Below are 17,074 nucleotides of genomic sequence, written 5' to 3' on the forward strand. Positions count from 1 at the left end.
GTCAGCGCCGCTGAAAACCTTGCGCCGCCTGCCCATATGTTCTACCGAGACAGCACCGAAGACACCACAACAAGAGCCTACAAATGACCCTCGTCGACGTCCGCACCCCCGATCCGAAACGCTTGATCCCCGGCGCCACCGGCGACTGGGAAGTCGTCATCGGCATGGAGGTGCACGCGCAGGTCCTTTCCAATTCGAAGCTCTTCTCCGGCGCATCGACGGAATTCGGCAAGGCGCCGAATGCCAATGTCTCGCTGGTCGATGCCGCCATGCCCGGCATGTTGCCGGTCATCAACGAGGAATGCGTCCGGCAGGCGGTGCGCACGGGCCTCGGCCTGAAGGCTGAGGTCAATCATCGCTCGATCTTCGACCGCAAGAACTACTTCTACCCGGACCTGCCGCAGGGCTACCAGATTTCGCAGTTCAAGGACCCCATCGTCGGCGAGGGCAAGATCACGATCTCGCTCGGCCCGGATCGTCAGGGCAATTTCGAGGATATCGAGATCGGCATCGAGCGCCTGCATCTGGAGCAGGACGCCGGCAAGTCGATGCACGACCAGCATCCGACCATGTCCTATGTCGACCTCAACCGCTCGGGCGTCGCGCTGATGGAGATCGTCTCCAAGCCGGACATGCGCTCGTCCGACGAGGCCAAGGCCTATATGACGAAGCTGCGCTCCATCGTGCGTTATCTCGGCACCTGCGACGGCAACATGGACGAAGGCTCCATGCGCGCCGACGTCAACGTCTCCGTGCGCCGTCCGGGCGAAGGCTTCGGCACGCGCTGCGAGATCAAGAACGTCAACTCCATCCGCTTCATCGGTCAGGCCATCGAATATGAGGCCCGTCGCCAGATCGGCATTCTGGAGGATGGCGGCAGCATCGATCAGGAAACCCGCTTGTTCGATCCCGGCAAGGGCGAGACGCGCTCGATGCGCTCCAAGGAAGACGCGCACGATTATCGCTATTTCCCCGATCCGGACCTGCTGCCGCTGGAGTTCGACAACGAATTCGTCGGGAAACTGCTCGCCGACCTGCCGGAACTACCGGACGACAAGAAGATCCGCTTCGTGAAGGATCTCGGCCTTTCCGTCTACGACGCCTCGGTGCTCGTCTCGGAAAAGGCGATTGCCGACTATTACGAGGCCGTGGCCGCCGGCCGCGACGGCAAGATTGCCGCCAACTGGGTCATCAACGACCTCTTGGGCGCCTTGAACAAGGACGGCAAAGCCATTGAAGAGACTCCGGTTTCGCCCGCCCAGCTCGGCGGCATCATCGATCTCATCAAGGACGGCACCATTTCCGGCAAGATCGCCAAGGACCTCTTCGAGATCGTCTGGAACGAGGGCGGCGAGCCGGCGGAAATCGTCGAGAGCCGCGGCATGAAGCAGGTCACGGATACCGGCGCCATCGAGAAGGCCGTGGACGAGATCATCGCCGCCAACCCTGACCAGGTCGCCAAGGTGCTGGCCAAGCCCACGCTTGCCGGCTGGTTCGTCGGCCAGGTTATGAAGGCGACGGGCGGCAAGGCCAACCCGCAGGCCGTTCAGGCGCTGGTCAAGGCCAAGCTCGGCATCGAGGAATAATCCGGTGTTCTTCGTCCGCACGGCCTCCGAGCGCGATCTGGCGAAGGTCAGCGCGCTTTTGGCCGAGACGTGGCACGCGACCTATGACGCGCTCTACGGCGTCGACAAGGTGAGTGAAATCACCGCGCGCTGGCATTCCGTGCCGGCGCTGAAGGCCCGGCTTGAGCGTAAGGACAGCGAGTTCGTCGTCGCCGATAACGGCAGGGAGCTGGCTGGCATGGGCTATGTCGCCATGTCGAAGGACCGGCCGAAGGTCGCCTTCCTGCACCAGCTTTATGTGCTGCCGCGCTACCAGCGTAAGGGCATTGGGCGCGACATGTTCGCCGAGCTCGAAACCTGCTTCCCGGACGCGAAGACCATGCTACTGGAGGTCGATCCGCGCAACGAGGCGGCGGTCGCCTTCTACTATGCGCACGGCTTTGCCAAGGTGGGCGAGGCGCAGCATACGGCGGACAATGTCTCCGGCGTGCCGCTGGATGTCTACGAGAAGCCGCTTCACGGTTGACGCTCACGAAAAGCCGTGGGCGAAGGCGTGGGAATCGCTGGACATTCCGGCGTCTTGGGGCCATAAGCGGAAGAAATATCGCCCGTGACGAGCGGGCAAACCATCAGTCTCGGGCCGCCCCTGCGGCATGGCCCTGCCAAGGACGCCACCCATGAGCCTTCTCAAGCAGATTTTTACCTGGTGGAACGGTCAGACGATCGGCACCCGTTTCCATACCTGGCGCTTCGGCACCAAGGTCGGCCAGGATGAGTTCGGCAACGTCTACTATCAGGGCGGCGGCAAGGATTCCGAAGGCCGCACACGCCGCTGGGTGATCTACAACGGCTATGCCGACGCCTCCGCCATCCCCCCGGGTTGGCACGGCTGGATGCATCACCGCACGGACGTTTCCCCGGCCGACGAGAGCTACAAGGCGCGCGAATGGGAAAAGGCGCATCGCGCCAATCCGACCGGCACCTCGCAGGCCTACCGCCCGCCGGGCTCGCTTGCCGCGACCGGCGAGCGCCCGCGCGTGACCGGCGACTACGACGCCTGGACCCCGGGCAACTGATACCGATTTGGCCACATTTCGCCGGTAGCTGGAAGCTGCCGGCGGACGCCGGAACGGATCAGGAGACGGCTTCATGACATCAGGGTTTTCACGGGCAAACGCCGGGCGGCGCTTCGGTTCGGTGGCGCTTGCGGCCTTTGTCGCGGGGCTTGCCCTGACGCCTGCCTCCGCATGGGCGGCGCGTGTCGAGAACCCGGTCGCCGCCTTTTCCGGCATCGACAAGATCACCGGCCGCATCACCAATTTCGATGTCTATATCGGCGAGACCGTGCAGTTCGGCGCGCTGCAGGTGACGCCCAAGGTCTGCTACAGCCGCGACGATGCCGAGGCGCAGAAGATCACCTCCTTCGTCGAGGTCGACGAGATCACCCTAGACCGCAAGATTCGCCGCATCTTCACCGGCTGGATGTTCGCCGACAGCCCCGGCCTCAACGCCGTCGAGCACCCCGTCTATGACGTCTGGCTGACCGAGTGCAAGGCGAAGTCGGACGTGCCGCCGCCGGAAGGCAAATGAGACTTCTGAAGTCGCTGTTGGATTGAGCGGCGGAAATGGTGGTTCGGTACATTTGCGCAGCCGCTGCCGCAGGGGTGATCGGTTTTATCGCTGTACTGGTTTGGGGCTTGTCTGAATTGAACGGATACATCGACCGTTGTGACGATCCGACGTCAGGCAAATATATCGTCGATGCTGTCCGCCGCCAGACCGAATGCCGATAAGGCAAGCGTTGCTGTCGCTGCCATTGATAGCGGCGGCAATCTAAAACGGCAGATGCGGCGAGGCCAGCGCGTTCGCCAGCATATCCTCGTAATCGATCTTCGGCACCTCGATGGCCCCGAATGTCTTCAGATGTTCGGTGGTGAACTGCGTGTCGAGCAGGCGGAAGCCGTTCGCCTTCAGGCGCTCCACGAGATGGACAAGGCAGATTTTCGAGGCGTCGGTGCGCCGCGAGAACATGCTTTCGCCGAAGAAGGCCGCGCCGAGCGAGACGCCGTAGAGGCCGCCGACGAGCCGATCCCCCTCCCACGCTTCGACGGAATGGGCATGGCCCATGCGGTGCAGGGTGCCGTAGAGCGACTTGATCTTGGCGTTGATCCAGGTGGACGGCCGGTCCGGGGCAGCCTCGGCGCAGGCGGCGACCACCGCGTCGAAGGCAGTATCGAAACGGATATCGAAGGGGGCCTTGCGGATCGTCTTGGCGAGGCTGCGCGAGACGTAGAATTCGTCGAGCGGGATGACGCCCCGCATGTCCGGCTCGACCCAGAAGAGTTCCGGGTCGTCCGCCGAATCGGCCATCGGGAAAAGCCCGATGGAATAGGCGCGCAGAAGGAGTTCCGGGGTGATTTCCGGGTGCCGTCTGCGCCGCCCTGCCATCGACCGACGCTCCTTAAGCGTCGGTCTTGCTGGCCAGATAATTTTCCAGCCAGTGGATGTCGTAGTCGCCGTTGGCGATGTCCTGGTTGCCGATCAGGTCCTGGAAGAGCGGCAGCGTCGTCTTGATGCCGTCGATGACGAACTCGTCCAGCACGCGGCGCAGTCGCATCATGCATTCGACGCGCGTGCGCCCATGCACGATGAGCTTGCCGATCAGGCTGTCGTAGTAGGGCGGAATGCGATAGCCCTGATAGGCGCCCGAATCGACGCGAACGCCCAGACCGCCCGGCGCATGGAAATGCGTGATCGTGCCCGGGGAGGGAACGAAGGTGCGCGGGTCCTCGGCGTTGATGCGGCACTCGATGGCATGGCCGGAGAAGACGATGTCCTCCTGGCGGACCGAAAGCCCCCCGCCGGAAGCGACGCGAATCTGCTCATGCACGAGGTCGATGCCGGTGATCGCTTCGGTGATCGTATGCTCCACCTGAAGACGGGTGTTCATTTCGATGAAATAGAACTCGCCGTTCTCGTAGAGGAACTCGATCGTGCCTGCGCCGCGATATTTCAGCTTCTTCATGGCGTCGGCGCAGATCTGGCCGATCTTCATGCGCTGCTCGACATTGAGGGCCGGGGAATTGGCTTCTTCCCAGACCTTCTGGTGGCGGCGTTGCAGCGAGCAGTCGCGCTCGCCCATATGCACCGCGTTGCCCATGCCGTCGCCCATGACCTGGATTTCGATATGGCGCGGCTTGCCGAGATACTTTTCCATGTAGACGGCGTCGTTGCCGAAGGCGGCGAGCGCCTCGGAACGGGCGGTCGAGACGGCTTCTTCAAGGTCGGCCTCGGTCCGGGCGACCTTCATGCCGCGTCCGCCGCCGCCGGCGGTGGCCTTGATGAGCACGGGGAAGCCGATCTTGCGGGCGATTTCCAGCGCGTCTTCCGGCTTCACCTCGCCATCGGAGCCGGGAACGACGGGAATGCCGAGTTCCTGCGCCGTCTGCTTGGCGGTGATCTTGTCGCCCATGACGCGGATATGCTCCGCGGTCGGGCCGATGAAGGTGATGCCGTGCGCGTCGAGGATTTCCGCGAACTTGGCGTTCTCCGACAGGAAGCCGTAGCCCGGATGCACGGCGTCGGCGCCGGTGATCTCGCAGGCGGCGACGATCTGGTGGATGTTCAGGTAGCTTTCGCGCGACGGGGGCGGGCCGATGCACACGCTCTCGTCGGCAAGGCGCACATGCATGGCGTCGGCATCGGCCGTCGAATGCACGGCGACCGTGGCGATGCCGAGCTCCTTACACGCCCGGAGGACGCGAAGGGCGATTTCGCCGCGGTTGGCAATGAGGACTTTGGAGATCATGGGACCCGCCTTATTCGATGACGATCAGCGGTTCGCCATATTCGACCGGGCTTGCATCCGAGACGAGAATTTCGGTGACCTTGCCCGAGCGCGGCGCGGGAATCTGGTTCATCGTCTTCATGGCTTCGATGATGAGGATGGTCTGGCCTTCCTTGACGGTGGAGCCGACCTCGATGAAGGGGCGGGCGCCCGGAGCGGGCGAGAGGTAGGCGGTGCCCACCATCGGCGCCGTCACGGCGTTCTTGTTGCTGCGGGCGTCGGCCGGCGCTGCGGCGACGGCGGCCGTGGCGGCGACGGCAGCCGGTGCGGCGAAGGCCGGCGCTGCGATCGGGGCCTGGACATATTGCGGGGTGCCGGCGCGCGAGACGCGGATGCGCAGGTCGTCCTGCTCCACTTCGATCTCGGTCAGGTCCGTCTCGTTGAGGATGTTGGCGAGATCGCGGATCAGAGCCTGATCGATGCCGTGTTTCTTGTCAGCCATGGAAATGAGCCTCTGGTTCTTCTTATGTCGTGATGGACGAAAGCGCATGGAGCGCGAGGATATAGCTATGCGCGCCGAAGCCGCAGATGACGCCCTTCACGGCGGGCGCGATCATCGACGTGTGGCGGAACTCCTCGCGGGCATGCACGTTGGAAAGGTGCAGTTCGACGACCGGGATCTTCACGGCGCGGATGGCGTCGTGCAGCGCGATCGAGGTGTGGGTATAGGCACCGGCGTTGATGGCGATGCCGGCGGCGGTGTCGCCGGCCTCATGGATCCAGTCGACCAGATCGCCTTCGTGGTTGGATTGGCGGAACTCGACGGCACAGCCCAGCTTCTCGCCCTCCGCCTTGCAGAGCGCTTCGATATCGGCGAGCGTCTGGCCGCCATAGATACCGGGCTCGCGCTTGCCGAGGGCGTTCAGGTTGGGGCCGTTGAGCACGAAAAGGGTCGAAGCCATTCGCAATTCCGCATGCTGGATAGACAATTACCTATAGACCGGCGGTTTGCATGAGGAAAGCCCCAAGCAGCGAGGCTTTGCCGGTCGAAAGGGCTGTCCACAAGCCAAAGGCTCAAGAGGGCCAGCGTGGCGGGAGGATGGGGCGGTTCTCAGCAGGTTGCCTTGCCGCAGGCGCGGACATTGGCGATCTTCTGCTTGAGTTCGTCCACGCCGACGGCGCCGAAGACCATCTCCTCGCCCAGCACATAGGACGGGGTTCCGGTGATGCCGAGGTCGTTCGCCAGCGTATAGGCTTCGCGCACGGCGTCGTCATGCGGCTTTTCCGTCATGGTCTTGCGGATATCGGCTTCGGCAAGGCCCATGGTGGCGGCAAGCGCGATGGCGCTTTCTTCCGTCGCGCGGCCTTCGCCGCCAAGCAGGGCGCGGTGGAACTCGCCGTATTTTTCCGGGGCAAGGTCACGCACGGCGGCGCTTACCTTGTGGGCGGCGGACGAATCGGGGCCGAGGATCGGCAGTTCCTTCAGGACGAAGCGGACGTTCTTGTCTTCTTTCAGGACCTCGTCCATGTCGGAGAGGGCGCGCTTGCAGTAGCCGCAATTGTAGTCGAAGAACTCGACGATGGTGACATCGCCCTTCGGATTGCCGAGCGCGATGTCATAAGGCGAGGAGAAGATCGCCTTCGCGTTGTCGGTAATCGCGGACTGGGCCTTGGCCTGCTGCTGCTCTTCCTGCTTCTTCTGCAGGGCTTCCTGCACGTCGATCAGGATTTCCGGGTTCTCGACGAGGTATTCCTTGATGAATTCGCCGATTTCCTTCTTCTGCGCGTCGTCCAGGGCGAGAGCGGGAAGGGGGGCTGCGGCCGCGATTGTAAGAGCGACGGTGGCCGCGAGCTTGGTCTTGAATGTCATATCTTTCCTGTCCTCGTCCGTGATGCGCCGGAGAACTGCCACCGGCGGGGCCTGCGCGTCAATGCGCGCGGCGCGCTTTCAACGACCTTATGGTTCGTCGCGCGCAAACGATAGGGCAAAAGCGGCGGATTTTCGGCCCTCGCGGGATTGTGAATGCGCGTGTCTTGCGGCAGGAAGGCGGCATCTCATGAACCGGAAGAAAAGCCCATGAAACTCTCCCGCCGCGGCGCCGTCGAACCCTTTCACGCCATGGACGTGCTCGCCGAGGCGACGAAGCGCCGGGCCGCCGGCCGGCCGGTGATCTCCATGGCCGTCGGCCAGCCCGTCCATCCCGCGCCGGAAGCCGCCCGCAATGCAGCCCGCCGGGCGCTGGAGATCGGCCGCATCGGCTATACGGATGCGCTCGGCCTTCTTTCGCTGCGCACCGCCATTTCGGATTTCTACAAGGCCCGCCATGGCGTTTCGGTCGATCCGGGCCGTATCGCCATCACGACCGGCTCTTCCGCCGGCTTCAACCTTGCCTTCCTCGCTTTGTTCGATGCCGGCGACCGGGTCGCCATCGCGCGCCCGGGATATCCGGCCTATCGCAATATCCTCGCCGCGCTCGGCATCGAGACGGTGGAAATCGAGGTGAGCGCGGAAAACGGCTTCACGCTGACGCCCGAGGCGCTGGAGGCGGCAGGTTGCATCGACGGCGTGCTGCTCGCCAGCCCCGCCAATCCGACGGGCACGGTGACGGGCCGCACCAATCTCGCAGCGCTTTCCGCCTATTGCCGGGAGAACGGCATCGCCTTCATCTCGGACGAGATCTATCACGGCCTCACTTTCGTCGGCGAGGAGGCGACGGCACTGGAATTCGGCGAGGAGGCGGTGATCATCAACTCCTTCTCGAAATATTATTGCATGACCGGCTGGCGGATCGGCTGGATGGTGCTGCCGGAAAAGCTGGTGCGCCCGGTGGAGCGCATCGCCCAGAGCCTTTATATTTCCGCGCCGGAACTTTCGCAGATCGCGGCGCAAGCGGCGCTCGGCGCGGAGGCGGAGTTGAACGTCTATCGCGACGCCTACCGCGCGAACCGCGATTTCCTCGTCAAGCGCCTGCCGGAACTCGGCTTCACCATCGCCTCGCCGATGGACGGCGCCTTCTATGCCTATGTGGATGTCCGCCGCTTCACCAATGACAGCATGGCCTTTGCCCGCCGCATGCTGGCGGAGACCGATGTCGCCGCGACGCCCGGCATCGACTTCGACCCGCTGGACGGCCACCACACGATGCGCTTCTCCTATGCCGGCTCGTTCGAGGAGGTGAACGAGGCGGTCGACCGCCTCGCGCGCTGGCTGGCCTGAAATCGGAAAGCGATTCCGCTTCAAAGGTTTGCGACACGAAGCGGAATCGATCTTTCAGGCACCTGATTCACTTTCTCAGACGCGGTTGATCGAAACGCCGCCATCGACCAGCATCGCCGTTCCCGTCGTGAAGCTGGAGGCGGGTGAGCAGAGGAAGAGCGCGGCCTCAGCGATTTCTTCCGGCGCGGCGATGCGCTTGAAGGCGTTGAGGCCGGCGACGAACTGCAACGCCTCGGGCGTGTTCGCCACGTCGCGGCCCATCGGCGTGTCCGTTGCGCCCGGCAGCAGCGCATTCACGCGAATGCCCCTCGGCCCGTATTCGGACGCGAGCACCTGCACCAGGCCGACAAGACCGGACTTCGACGCGGCATAGGCCGCAAGACCGGGAAAGCCTGCCGTATAGCCGACGAAGGTGGAGGTGAAGACGAGGCTGCCGCCACCGCGCGCTTCCAGGGCCGGGAGCTGGTACTTGGCGGCAAGGAAGCCGCTTGTCAGGTTGATGTTCAGGACCTTTTGCCATTCCGCCATGGAAAGCGAAGGCAGCGCGCCGACAGGCCCCGTCGTGCCGGCATTGTTGAAGGCGATGTCGAGGCCGCCGAATTCGGCCTGCGCGGCAGCGACCAGCGCCTCGTGATGGGCTTCTTCGCCGACGTCGCCGGGAACGGTCATGGCCGCACCGCCGGCGGCGCGGATTTCATCGGCGACCGCCTCCAGCCGCTCGTGCCCGCGTGCCGAAAGCACGACCTTCGCGCCCTGCCGGGCGAACAGCAGCGCGGCAGCCCGGCCGATGCCGGAGCTTGCGCCGGTAATGATGGCGACCTTGTTATCGAGACGTGTCATGGGGAGCTCCTCCTGGTTCTGACGACAGCGATGTCGCAGAAGGAGAGGGGTGCAGCCACCCGATTCCCGCGCATGAAAAAGGCCCGGCAAAACCGGGCCTTCTCAATTCCTGACTATATGCCGGCTCTTAGAAGAAGCCGCGACGCTGCCACCAGCCGCCCTTCTTGGGCTTTTCCGGTTCGTCGTCCGTTGCCGCTTCCTTGGCCGTCGTGGACTTCACGACCGGCTCGGATGCGATCTTCGAGAGGTCGCGGTTGGCGCGCACGGGCTTGGCCGGCTCTTCGAGGTCGGCGGCTGCCTGCTCGACTTCCGGTTCTGCCGGCGCTGCGGTTTCTGCCGCGACAGCCGGTGCGGGCTGGGCCTCGACTTCGCTGCGGGCAGCTTCGTCGGCAACGGCTTCCTCGGCCGCCTTGGCGCGGCTGCGGCGAGCGCGCTTCGGCTTGGCGGGTGCCTCTTCGGCAGCGGCTTCGACCGGCGCTTCTTCAGTGGTGACAACCGCTTCGGCGGCTTCCACCTCGACGGCCTCTACCGTTTCGGCTTCGGCGTCGTCATCGTCTTCCGCCTCATCGGAACCTTCCGCGCCGGCTTCGACCGCGCCGTCCTCGGGACGGTTGCGGCGGCCGCCGCGCTTGCCGCGACGGCGGCGCTTGCGGCGCTGATCGCTGCTCTCGCCGGAATCGGCCTGGGTCGCTTCCGCACCCTCTTCGCCATCGCCTTCGGCGTCATCGTCGTCGAGTGCGTCTTCGTCGCCGGCCTGTTCACCGCCGAAGGAGGCGGTATCCGTGCCATCGCCGTTCTCGCGGCCACGACCGCGACGGCGGCGGCGGCGCTTGCGCTTGTTGCGGCCGTTCTCGTCGGAGGAGGCGGACTGCGCGGCGGCGGCCGGGCGGGCTGCTTCTTCCTCTTCCTCGTCGATCTCTTCCTCGATCACGACGTCGTCGTCTTCCGGCTCCGGCTCGAAGTGCAGGATCTGTTCGATCTTGACCGGATTCTCGACGGCTTCGCCGCGATCGATCGCGAAGTGCTGCGCGCCGACATGGGCATCGGCCTCGATGATGATGACGACGCCGAAGCGGGTTTCATAATCGATGATCGTGCCGCGCTTGTGGTTGAGCAGGTAGAGCGCGATGTCCGGCGTGGAGCGGACGGTGATGTTGTGCGTCGTGTTCTTGAGGAGATATTCCTCGATGCCGCGCAGGACATGCAGCGCGACCGACGACTGCGAGCGGATATGGCCCGTGCCGTTGCAATGCGGGCAGGTCTGCATCGTCGATTCGAGAACCGAGGCGCGGATACGCTGGCGCGACATTTCGAGCAGGCCGAAATGCGAGATGCGGCCGACCTGGATGCGCGCGCGGTCGTTCTTGAGATGGTCCTTCAGACGCTTCTCGACGGCCCGGTTGTTGCGCTTCTCCTCCATGTCGATGAAGTCGATGACGACGAGGCCGGCAAGGTCGCGCAGGCGAAGCTGGCGCGCCACTTCTTCGGCCGCTTCCAGGTTCGTCTGGAGCGCGGTCTCCTCGATGGAGTGCTCGCGGGTCGAACGGCCGGAGTTGACGTCGATCGAGACGAGCGCCTCAGTCTGGTTGATGATGATGTAGCCACCGGACTTCAGCGTCACCTGCGGCTGCAGCATGCGGTCGAGCTGGGCTTCGATGCCCGAGCGCGAGAAGATCGGATGCACGTCGCGGTAGGGCTGGACGACCTTCGCGTGGCTCGGCATCAGCATCTTCATGAAGGCTTTCGCTTCGCGATAGCCTTCCTCGCCGGCAACGACGATCTCGCTGATGTCCTTGTTGTAGAGGTCGCGGATCGAGCGCTTGATGAGCGAGCCTTCCTCATAGACGAGGCAGGGGGCGGTGGAGGCGAGCGTCAGCGTGCGGACGTTCTCCCACAGGCGCATCAGATATTCGAAGTCGCGCTTGACCTCGACGCGGGTACGGTTCGCGCCGGCGGTGCGCAGGATTACGCCCATGCCCTGCGGAACTTCCAGATCGCGGGCGATCTCCTTCAGGCGCTTGCGGTCCTGCAGGTTGGTGATCTTGCGGGAAATGCCGCCGCCGCGCGCCGTGTTCGGCATCAGGACGGAGTAGCGGCCGGCGAGCGACAGGTACGTGGTCAGCGCCGCGCCCTTGTTGCCGCGCTCTTCCTTGGCGACCTGCACGAGCAGGATCTGGCGGCGCTTGATGACTTCCTGGATGCGGTACTGCTTGCGCGGCTTGCGCTGCACGCGATCCGGAACCTCTTCCATGGCGTCTTCGGCGCCGACGGATTCGATGACTTCCTTCTCTTCGCCGTTGTGATCGTCGTCATCGTCGTCGTCATCGCGGCGGCGGCGGCCGCGCGAGCGCTCGGCCGGCTCGGAGATTTCGTCGGTGTCGACGGCCATGGCCATCGCGCCGCCGGGCGTCTCGTCGTCGCTGCCTTCAGCAGGAGCGGCGGCTTCTTCGGCGGCTGGGGCTTCTTCCTCGGTCTTCGCCTTGGCCTTGCGGGTACGGCGCGGCTTCTTCGGCTTTTCGGCCGGAGCCTCTTCGGCGGCAAGGTCTGCGGAGGCTGCGACGACGTCCGGCTCGGCCGGCGCTTCGACAACGGTTTCCTCGACGGCGGCGACGGCTTCAACCTCGATGTCGGCCGGCGCTTCGCTCTCGTCGGAAGCGCGGGTGCCCGTCTCGATCGGCTCGATGTCGTCGTCGCGGCGATGCTCCTCGGCTTCGGCCTTCAGGAGGGCCTGACGGTCGGCAAGGGGGATCTGGTAGTAATCCGGGTGGATTTCGGCGAAGGCCAGGAAGCCATGGCGATTGCCGCCGTAATCGACGAAGGCCGCCTGGAGCGACGGTTCGACGCGCGTGACCTTGGCAAGGTAGATATTGCCGCGGATCTGCTTCTTGTATTGGGATTCGAAGTCGAATTCTTCTATGCGGTTCCCGCGTACGACGACAACCCGCGTCTCTTCAGCGTGAGACGCATCGATAAGCATTTTCTCTGCCATTTAATTTGAACTCCTCGGCGCAGCCGCAATCCTGGCGGCGAGCTGTTCCCTGAAGGGGACGAGCCGGGGGAGGAGAAGGATGCGCCGGATGGGTAAGTTCCCGTCGGGTCACGGTGAAGGGCGGGCGAACGAAGGGTGGTCGGTACGCGAGCGTCCCGGTGCCTGTTACCCTCTGATAGAATCCGCCGTGACAACATCAACGTCCAACGAGAATGCCAGTGCCATAGACCTATAAGGGTCCGATGAAATTGCCCTTGGGTAAGGGCGAGTGGTGGAAATCCACCTTGACTGTTCCGGCCACCGCCGGTTTACGCGATCTAATCGGCCGGGAAAAAGCGGTGCGACGGCGGATGAAGGCCCGGTTCGGCGCCAAGGTCCCGAAGGGGTGGCTGCCTGCTCTAAGCGATTCTATCCCGTCTATTCTTTTTCCCTGATTTTGCTTTTATGGCGGATATGTCACAATGGCAAGGGAAAAGCCAAAAGCGTCATAATCTTGATGGATTTGCCATGATCTGTGCGCCACGCCGCGCACGGCCGCCCCCGGCAAGCTTTGGTTAACCATATGGGGGCATCTATGGATTTCGTCCAGCGCCGCGCCGCGCGGGTTTCACGCGTTCGAACGGACTGCCAGTGGTGATGCTACGCCTCCTGACCAAGACCCCTTATCGCCTTGCTGCGGGAGCGTTCGCCGCAAGCCTCTGCCTTGCCGTCGCGATGCCCGCGCTCGCCGCTTCCGCCTCTGCCGCGCCGCTGCTCGCCTTCGGCGCCCGCATTGCCGGTGACGACGCCCGCACGCGCCTCGTCATCGATTTCGACCGCAAGCCGGACTTCAAGGTTCATTACGTCGCCAATCCCTATCGCATCCTCATCGACCTGCCGGAGACCGATTTCGGCATCAAGGCGGAGGAACTGGAGGCGAGGGGCATCTTCTCCGATATCCGCTACGGCACCATGGCCGCCGGCCGCGCCCGCATCGTGCTGACCGCCTCGCGCCCCGTCGGCGTCGTGCTGGCCGAGGTGCAGGAAGATAAGGGGGCGAAAAGCTATCGTCTCGTCATCGACACGGCTCTCGTCACCGGCGAGGTCTTCCAGGGCCAGATGGACAAGCAGAGCTGGCAGGCGAGCGCGCCCGCCGCAAGCGAGGAAACGCCCGTGCTGCTGCCGGGCAGCCGCCCGGACGGCCCCTTCGTCATCGCCGTCGACGCCGGCCATGGCGGCATCGACAACGGCGCGCGCGGCGGGGCGACGAAGACGGAGGAGAAGAACGTCACGCTCGCCTTCGCCAGAGAGCTTGCCGACGCCCTCAACAAGCTGCCCGACACCAAGGCGATCCTGACCCGCGACAAGGACGAGTTCCTCTCGCTTTCCCAGCGCGTGCAGCTTGCCCGCGGCGAGGGCGCGAACCTTCTGATCTCCATTCATGCCGATACGCTGAAGCAGAAGGATACGCGCGGCGCGACGGTCTACACCATTTCCGACAAGGCCTCCGACAGCCTCGCTGCAAGCCTTGCCGAGCGGGAAAACCTCTCCGACCAGATCGCCGGCATCTCCTTCACCGACGAGCCGGCCGAGGTGGCCGACATCCTGCTGGACCTGACGCGCCGCGAGACGCAGGCCTTTTCCATCAATCTCGCCCAGAGCGTCGTCGGCACCTTCAAGGACGAGGTGCTGCTGATCAACAATCCGCACCGCCATGCCGGCTTCCGCGTGCTGACCGCGCCGGACGTGCCGTCCATCCTGCTCGAACTCGGCTTCATGTCGAACAAGGACGACGAGCAACTGCTGATCGATCCCGCCTGGCAGAAGAAGGTCGCCGGTCTCGTCGCCAAGGCCGTGGCGGAATACCGCGCGACCGTGGTCGCCAACGGCGGTTAAGCTTGTCCTTAAAAACGTGGGCGTCGGACCGGCGAACATGCTAGTGTTTCCTGTGCCGGAAAAGTGACATCGCCGTCCATTGTGCGGTGGCGAAGCCCTCAGGCATGCTGTAAGCCCTATTTTCCTCACAATCCGATCGCTAGACGGAAGCGGAAACTGGGGACGAGTCGTCTTCGACGGGCAGGGCGCGGCGGCTGGATACGGCCGGAGCGGCACAGGCCGGGCAGCAGGTCTGCCCGATGAATTCATAAGCATAAGGCACCGGTAACTGGCTCATGATCAGACTGATTGGATATTTCTTCGGGATTGGCGCCGTGTTCTTTCTCGGCGTGGCGGCATTGGTTGCCCTCTATCTCGGAAGTGTCGCAAAGGATCTCCCCGATTATGAGGTGCTCAACAGCTATGCGCCGCCGGTGACGACCCGCGTGCATGCCGGCAACGGCGCGCTGATGGCCGAATATGCTCGCGAACGCCGCCTCTACCTGCCGATCCAGGCGATCCCCGACCGCGTGAAGGCGGCCTTCCTTTCTGCCGAAGACAAGAATTTCTACCAGCATCCCGGCGTCGACGTGACGGGCCTCTTCCGCGCCATCGTGGTCAACCTGCAGAACTTCGGCTCGGGCCGCCGCCCCGTCGGCGCGTCGACCATCACGCAGCAGGTCGCGAAGAACTTCCTGCTCTCCTCCGACCAGACCATGGACCGCAAGGTCAAGGAAGCGATCCTCTCCTTCCGCATCGAACAGGCCTATTCCAAGGACCGCATCCTTGAGCTTTACCTGAACGAGATCTTCTTCGGCCTCAATTCCTACGGCATCGCCGGCGCGGCGCTCACCTATTTCGACAAGTCCGTCACCGAGCTGACCATCGCCGAGACCGCCTATCTTGCAGCCTTGCCGAAGGGGCCGTCGAACTACCATCCCTTCCGCCGTGCGGAAGCGGCCATCGAGCGCCGCAACTGGGTCATCGACCGCATGGTCGAGAACGGTTACGTCACCCAGAGCGACGGCGCGGAGGCGAAAGCCCAGCCGCTCGGCGTGACCCCGCGCCATCGCGGCACCTATCTCTTCGCCTCGGATTATTTCTCCGAGGAAGTCCGCCGCCAGATCATCGAACGTTACGGCGACAACGCGCTTTACGAGGGCGGCCTTTCGGTGCGCACCTCGCTCGACCCGCGCATTCAGGTCGCGGCCCGCAAGGCGCTGCAGCACGGCCTGCTGAGCTATGACGAGCGCCGCGGCTTCCATGGCCCGATCAAGACCATCGAGATCGGTGGCGACTGGGGCGTGGAACTCGCCAAGATCGACGCCTTCTCCGACGTGCCGGAATGGAAGCTCGCCGTCGTTCTGGCTGTCGATGACGGCGGCGCGGATATCGGCCTGCAGCCGAGCAAGGAAGCCTCCGGCAAGGTTGTCGAGGAGCGCGTGACCGGCCGCATCGAGGCCAAGGCGATGAACTGGGCCTATCGCTCCGCCAAGGGCGACCGCAAGACGGCGAAATCGCCGGTCGGTGTCTTCAATGTCGGCGACGTCGTCTATGTCGAACCGGTGGAAGGCGGCACCTATCGCCTTCGCCAGCCGCCGAAGGTGCAGGGCGGCCTCATCGCCATGGACCCGCATACCGGCCGCGTGCTCGCCATGGTCGGCGGCTTCTCCTACGGCCAGTCGGAATTCAACCGCGCGACGCAGGCGATGCGCCAGCCGGGTTCCTCCTTCAAGCCCTTCGTCTATGCGGCGGCGCTCGACAACGGCTATACGCCGGCCTCGGTGGTCATGGATGCGCCGTTCGAGATCGTCGCCGGCGGCCAGGTCTGGCGCCCGCAGAACTACGGCGGCGGCTCGGCCGGCCCCTCGACGCTGCGCCTCGGCATCGAGCGCTCGCGTAACCTGATGACGGTGCGCCTCGCGAACGACATGGGCATGAACCTCGTCGCCGAATATGCCGAGCGCTTCGGCATCTACGACAAGATGCTGCCGGTTCTCGCCATGTCGCTCGGCTCGGGCGAGACCACGGTGATGCGCATGGTTTCGGCCTATGCCGTGCTCGCCAATGGCGGCAAGCAGATCAAGCCCTCGCTGATCGACCGCATTCAGGATCGCTACGGCAAGACCATCTTCCGCCATGAAGAGCGCACCTGCGAGAACTGCAACGCCAGTGACTGGGAAAACCAGCCGGAACCGGAACTGGTCGACAATCGCGAACAGGTCCTCGACCCGATGACCGCCTACCAGATCACCTCGATGATGGAAGGCGTCGTCACGCGCGGCACCGCCGCCGGCAAGATCAAGCTCGACCGCCCGACGGCGGGCAAGACGGGCACGACCAACGACGAGAAGGACGCCTGGTTCGTCGGCTATACGCCGGATCTCGTGGCCGGCCTCTATATCGGCTTCGACAGCCCGGCCCCGCTCGGCCGCGGCGGCACCGGCGGCTCGCTTTCCGCGCCGATCTTCAACGAGTTCATGCAGGCCGCGGTGGAGGGCACGCGCCCGACGAAGTTCATCGTGCCCGAGGGCATGCAGTTCATCGCCGTCAACCGCAAGACCGGCATGCAGGCCTATGAAGGCGATCCGGACACGATCATGGAAGCCTTCAAGCCCGGCACCGGCCCGGCCGACGTCTTCTCGGTCATCGGCGGCGACGAATATGCGACCCCCGAGGAAATCCTGAACAGCTCGCCGCAGGCCAACCAGGCCGTGACGGGCGGCAGCGGCGGCCTGTTCTGATCCAGCCGATCCCTTTGCGGGGGCGGGCGCGGGGCTTTACATCCGCGCCCGCCCTCTCTATTTCGGGGCCACCGAAAC

14 protein-coding genes are annotated in these 17,074 nt (G+C 64.3%); 7 read left to right on the top strand and 7 right to left on the bottom strand.

The genetic code is table 11. The features are described 5' to 3' along the window. Positions 1–83: 83 nt before the first annotated feature. The 4 genes from gatB to K8M09_RS06520 all read left to right on the top strand — a co-directional run bounded on the left by gatB (position 84) and on the right by K8M09_RS06520 (position 3,155). On the top strand, positions 84–1,586 hold the full coding sequence (gene gatB, locus K8M09_RS06505) for an Asp-tRNA(Asn)/Glu-tRNA(Gln) amidotransferase subunit GatB (RefSeq protein ID WP_160784713.1): 1,503 nt from the start codon (positions 84–86) through the stop codon (positions 1,584–1,586). A 4-nt stretch (positions 1,587–1,590) separates the two neighbouring features. Continuing rightward, the gene (locus K8M09_RS06510; RefSeq protein ID WP_160784712.1) at positions 1,591–2,091 is read left to right on the top strand and encodes a GNAT family N-acetyltransferase; all 501 of its coding nucleotides are present in this window, start codon (positions 1,591–1,593) and stop codon (positions 2,089–2,091) included. A gap of 151 nt (positions 2,092–2,242) precedes the next feature. Further along, the gene (locus K8M09_RS06515; protein ID WP_160784711.1) at positions 2,243–2,641 is read left to right on the top strand and encodes an NADH:ubiquinone oxidoreductase subunit NDUFA12; all 399 of its coding nucleotides are present in this window, start codon (positions 2,243–2,245) and stop codon (positions 2,639–2,641) included. Positions 2,642–2,714: 73 nt separating this feature from the next. After that, positions 2,715–3,155 carry a DUF2155 domain-containing protein gene (locus tag K8M09_RS06520; protein WP_160784710.1) on the top strand — a complete coding sequence of 147 codons (441 nt, stop codon included), beginning with the start codon at positions 2,715–2,717 and terminating at the stop codon, positions 3,153–3,155. A gap of 243 nt (positions 3,156–3,398) precedes the next feature. On the opposite strand, the gene aat is transcribed toward K8M09_RS06520, so the two are convergent. The 5 genes from aat to K8M09_RS06545 all read right to left on the bottom strand — a co-directional run bounded on the left by aat (position 3,399) and on the right by K8M09_RS06545 (position 7,222). After that, on the bottom strand, positions 3,399–4,013 hold the full coding sequence (gene aat / locus K8M09_RS06525; protein ID WP_160784709.1) for a leucyl/phenylalanyl-tRNA--protein transferase: 615 nt from the start codon (positions 4,011–4,013) through the stop codon (positions 3,399–3,401). A gap of 13 nt (positions 4,014–4,026) precedes the next feature. After that, complete coding sequence (gene accC, locus K8M09_RS06530; protein ID WP_160784708.1) at positions 4,027–5,373, bottom strand: acetyl-CoA carboxylase biotin carboxylase subunit; 1,347 nt, start codon at positions 5,371–5,373, stop codon at positions 4,027–4,029. Positions 5,374–5,383: 10 nt separating this feature from the next. Beyond that, on the bottom strand, positions 5,384–5,854 hold the full coding sequence (gene accB, locus K8M09_RS06535; RefSeq protein ID WP_160784707.1) for an acetyl-CoA carboxylase biotin carboxyl carrier protein: 471 nt from the start codon (positions 5,852–5,854) through the stop codon (positions 5,384–5,386). 22 nt (positions 5,855–5,876) lie between these two features. Continuing rightward, complete coding sequence (aroQ, locus tag K8M09_RS06540) at positions 5,877–6,314, bottom strand: type II 3-dehydroquinate dehydratase (protein ID WP_160784706.1); 438 nt, start codon at positions 6,312–6,314, stop codon at positions 5,877–5,879. A 149-nt stretch (positions 6,315–6,463) separates the two neighbouring features. Further along, positions 6,464–7,222 carry a DsbA family protein gene (locus K8M09_RS06545; RefSeq protein WP_160784705.1) on the bottom strand — a complete coding sequence of 253 codons (759 nt, stop codon included), beginning with the start codon at positions 7,220–7,222 and terminating at the stop codon, positions 6,464–6,466. Positions 7,223–7,429: 207 nt separating this feature from the next. Here K8M09_RS06545 and K8M09_RS06550 point away from each other — a divergent pair, with 207 nt between their 5' ends. Beyond that, entirely contained in the window at positions 7,430–8,569 is a 1,140-nt protein-coding gene (locus tag K8M09_RS06550; RefSeq protein ID WP_160784704.1) for a pyridoxal phosphate-dependent aminotransferase, read from the top strand. A gap of 75 nt (positions 8,570–8,644) precedes the next feature. On the opposite strand, the gene K8M09_RS06555 is transcribed toward K8M09_RS06550, so the two are convergent. Continuing rightward, positions 8,645–9,409, bottom strand: a complete 765-nt coding sequence (locus tag K8M09_RS06555) for an SDR family oxidoreductase (protein WP_160784703.1) — start codon at positions 9,407–9,409, stop codon at positions 8,645–8,647. Between the two features lie 127 nt (positions 9,410–9,536). Beyond that, on the bottom strand, positions 9,537–12,398 hold the full coding sequence (locus K8M09_RS06560; protein WP_160784702.1) for an Rne/Rng family ribonuclease: 2,862 nt from the start codon (positions 12,396–12,398) through the stop codon (positions 9,537–9,539). Positions 12,399–13,034: 636 nt separating this feature from the next. On the opposite strand from K8M09_RS06560, the gene K8M09_RS06565 reads away from it, so the two are divergent. Both K8M09_RS06565 and K8M09_RS06570 read left to right on the top strand, forming a co-directional pair. Next, positions 13,035–14,273: an N-acetylmuramoyl-L-alanine amidase gene (locus tag K8M09_RS06565; protein WP_160785006.1), complete on the top strand. Its 1,239-nt coding sequence runs from the start codon at positions 13,035–13,037 to the stop codon at positions 14,271–14,273. 275 nt (positions 14,274–14,548) lie between these two features. Then, the gene (locus tag K8M09_RS06570; protein ID WP_160784701.1) at positions 14,549–16,996 is read left to right on the top strand and encodes a penicillin-binding protein 1A; all 2,448 of its coding nucleotides are present in this window, start codon (positions 14,549–14,551) and stop codon (positions 16,994–16,996) included. The last annotated feature ends 78 nt before the right edge of the window (positions 16,997–17,074 follow it).

Source organism: Shinella zoogloeoides, from assembly GCF_020883495.1.
GTDB classification, from domain to species: domain Bacteria; phylum Pseudomonadota; class Alphaproteobacteria; order Rhizobiales; family Rhizobiaceae; genus Shinella; species Shinella zoogloeoides.

Bases quoted from the DNA above. Each gene is read 5' to 3' on its own strand.
- aroQ (WP_160784706.1), bottom strand. From the start codon at position 6,314: ATGGCTTCGACCCTTTTCGTGCTCAACGGCCCCAACCTGAACGCCCTC.
- aat (WP_160784709.1), bottom strand. From the start codon at position 4,013: ATGGCAGGGCGGCGCAGACGGCACCCGGAAATCACCCCGGAACTCCTT.
- K8M09_RS06545 (WP_160784705.1), bottom strand. From the start codon at position 7,222: ATGACATTCAAGACCAAGCTCGCGGCCACCGTCGCTCTTACAATCGCG.
- accC (WP_160784708.1), bottom strand. From the start codon at position 5,373: ATGATCTCCAAAGTCCTCATTGCCAACCGCGGCGAAATCGCCCTTCGC.
- K8M09_RS06515 (WP_160784711.1), top strand. From the start codon at position 2,243: ATGAGCCTTCTCAAGCAGATTTTTACCTGGTGGAACGGTCAGACGATC.
- K8M09_RS06520 (WP_160784710.1), top strand. From the start codon at position 2,715: ATGACATCAGGGTTTTCACGGGCAAACGCCGGGCGGCGCTTCGGTTCG.
- K8M09_RS06555 (WP_160784703.1), bottom strand. From the start codon at position 9,409: ATGACACGTCTCGATAACAAGGTCGCCATCATTACCGGCGCAAGCTCC.
- K8M09_RS06565 (WP_160785006.1), top strand. From the start codon at position 13,035: ATGCTACGCCTCCTGACCAAGACCCCTTATCGCCTTGCTGCGGGAGCG.
- K8M09_RS06560 (WP_160784702.1), bottom strand. From the start codon at position 12,398: ATGGCAGAGAAAATGCTTATCGATGCGTCTCACGCTGAAGAGACGCGG.
- K8M09_RS06550 (WP_160784704.1), top strand. From the start codon at position 7,430: ATGAAACTCTCCCGCCGCGGCGCCGTCGAACCCTTTCACGCCATGGAC.
- gatB (WP_160784713.1), top strand. From the start codon at position 84: ATGACCCTCGTCGACGTCCGCACCCCCGATCCGAAACGCTTGATCCCC.
- accB (WP_160784707.1), bottom strand. From the start codon at position 5,854: ATGGCTGACAAGAAACACGGCATCGATCAGGCTCTGATCCGCGATCTC.
- K8M09_RS06570 (WP_160784701.1), top strand. From the start codon at position 14,549: ATGATCAGACTGATTGGATATTTCTTCGGGATTGGCGCCGTGTTCTTT.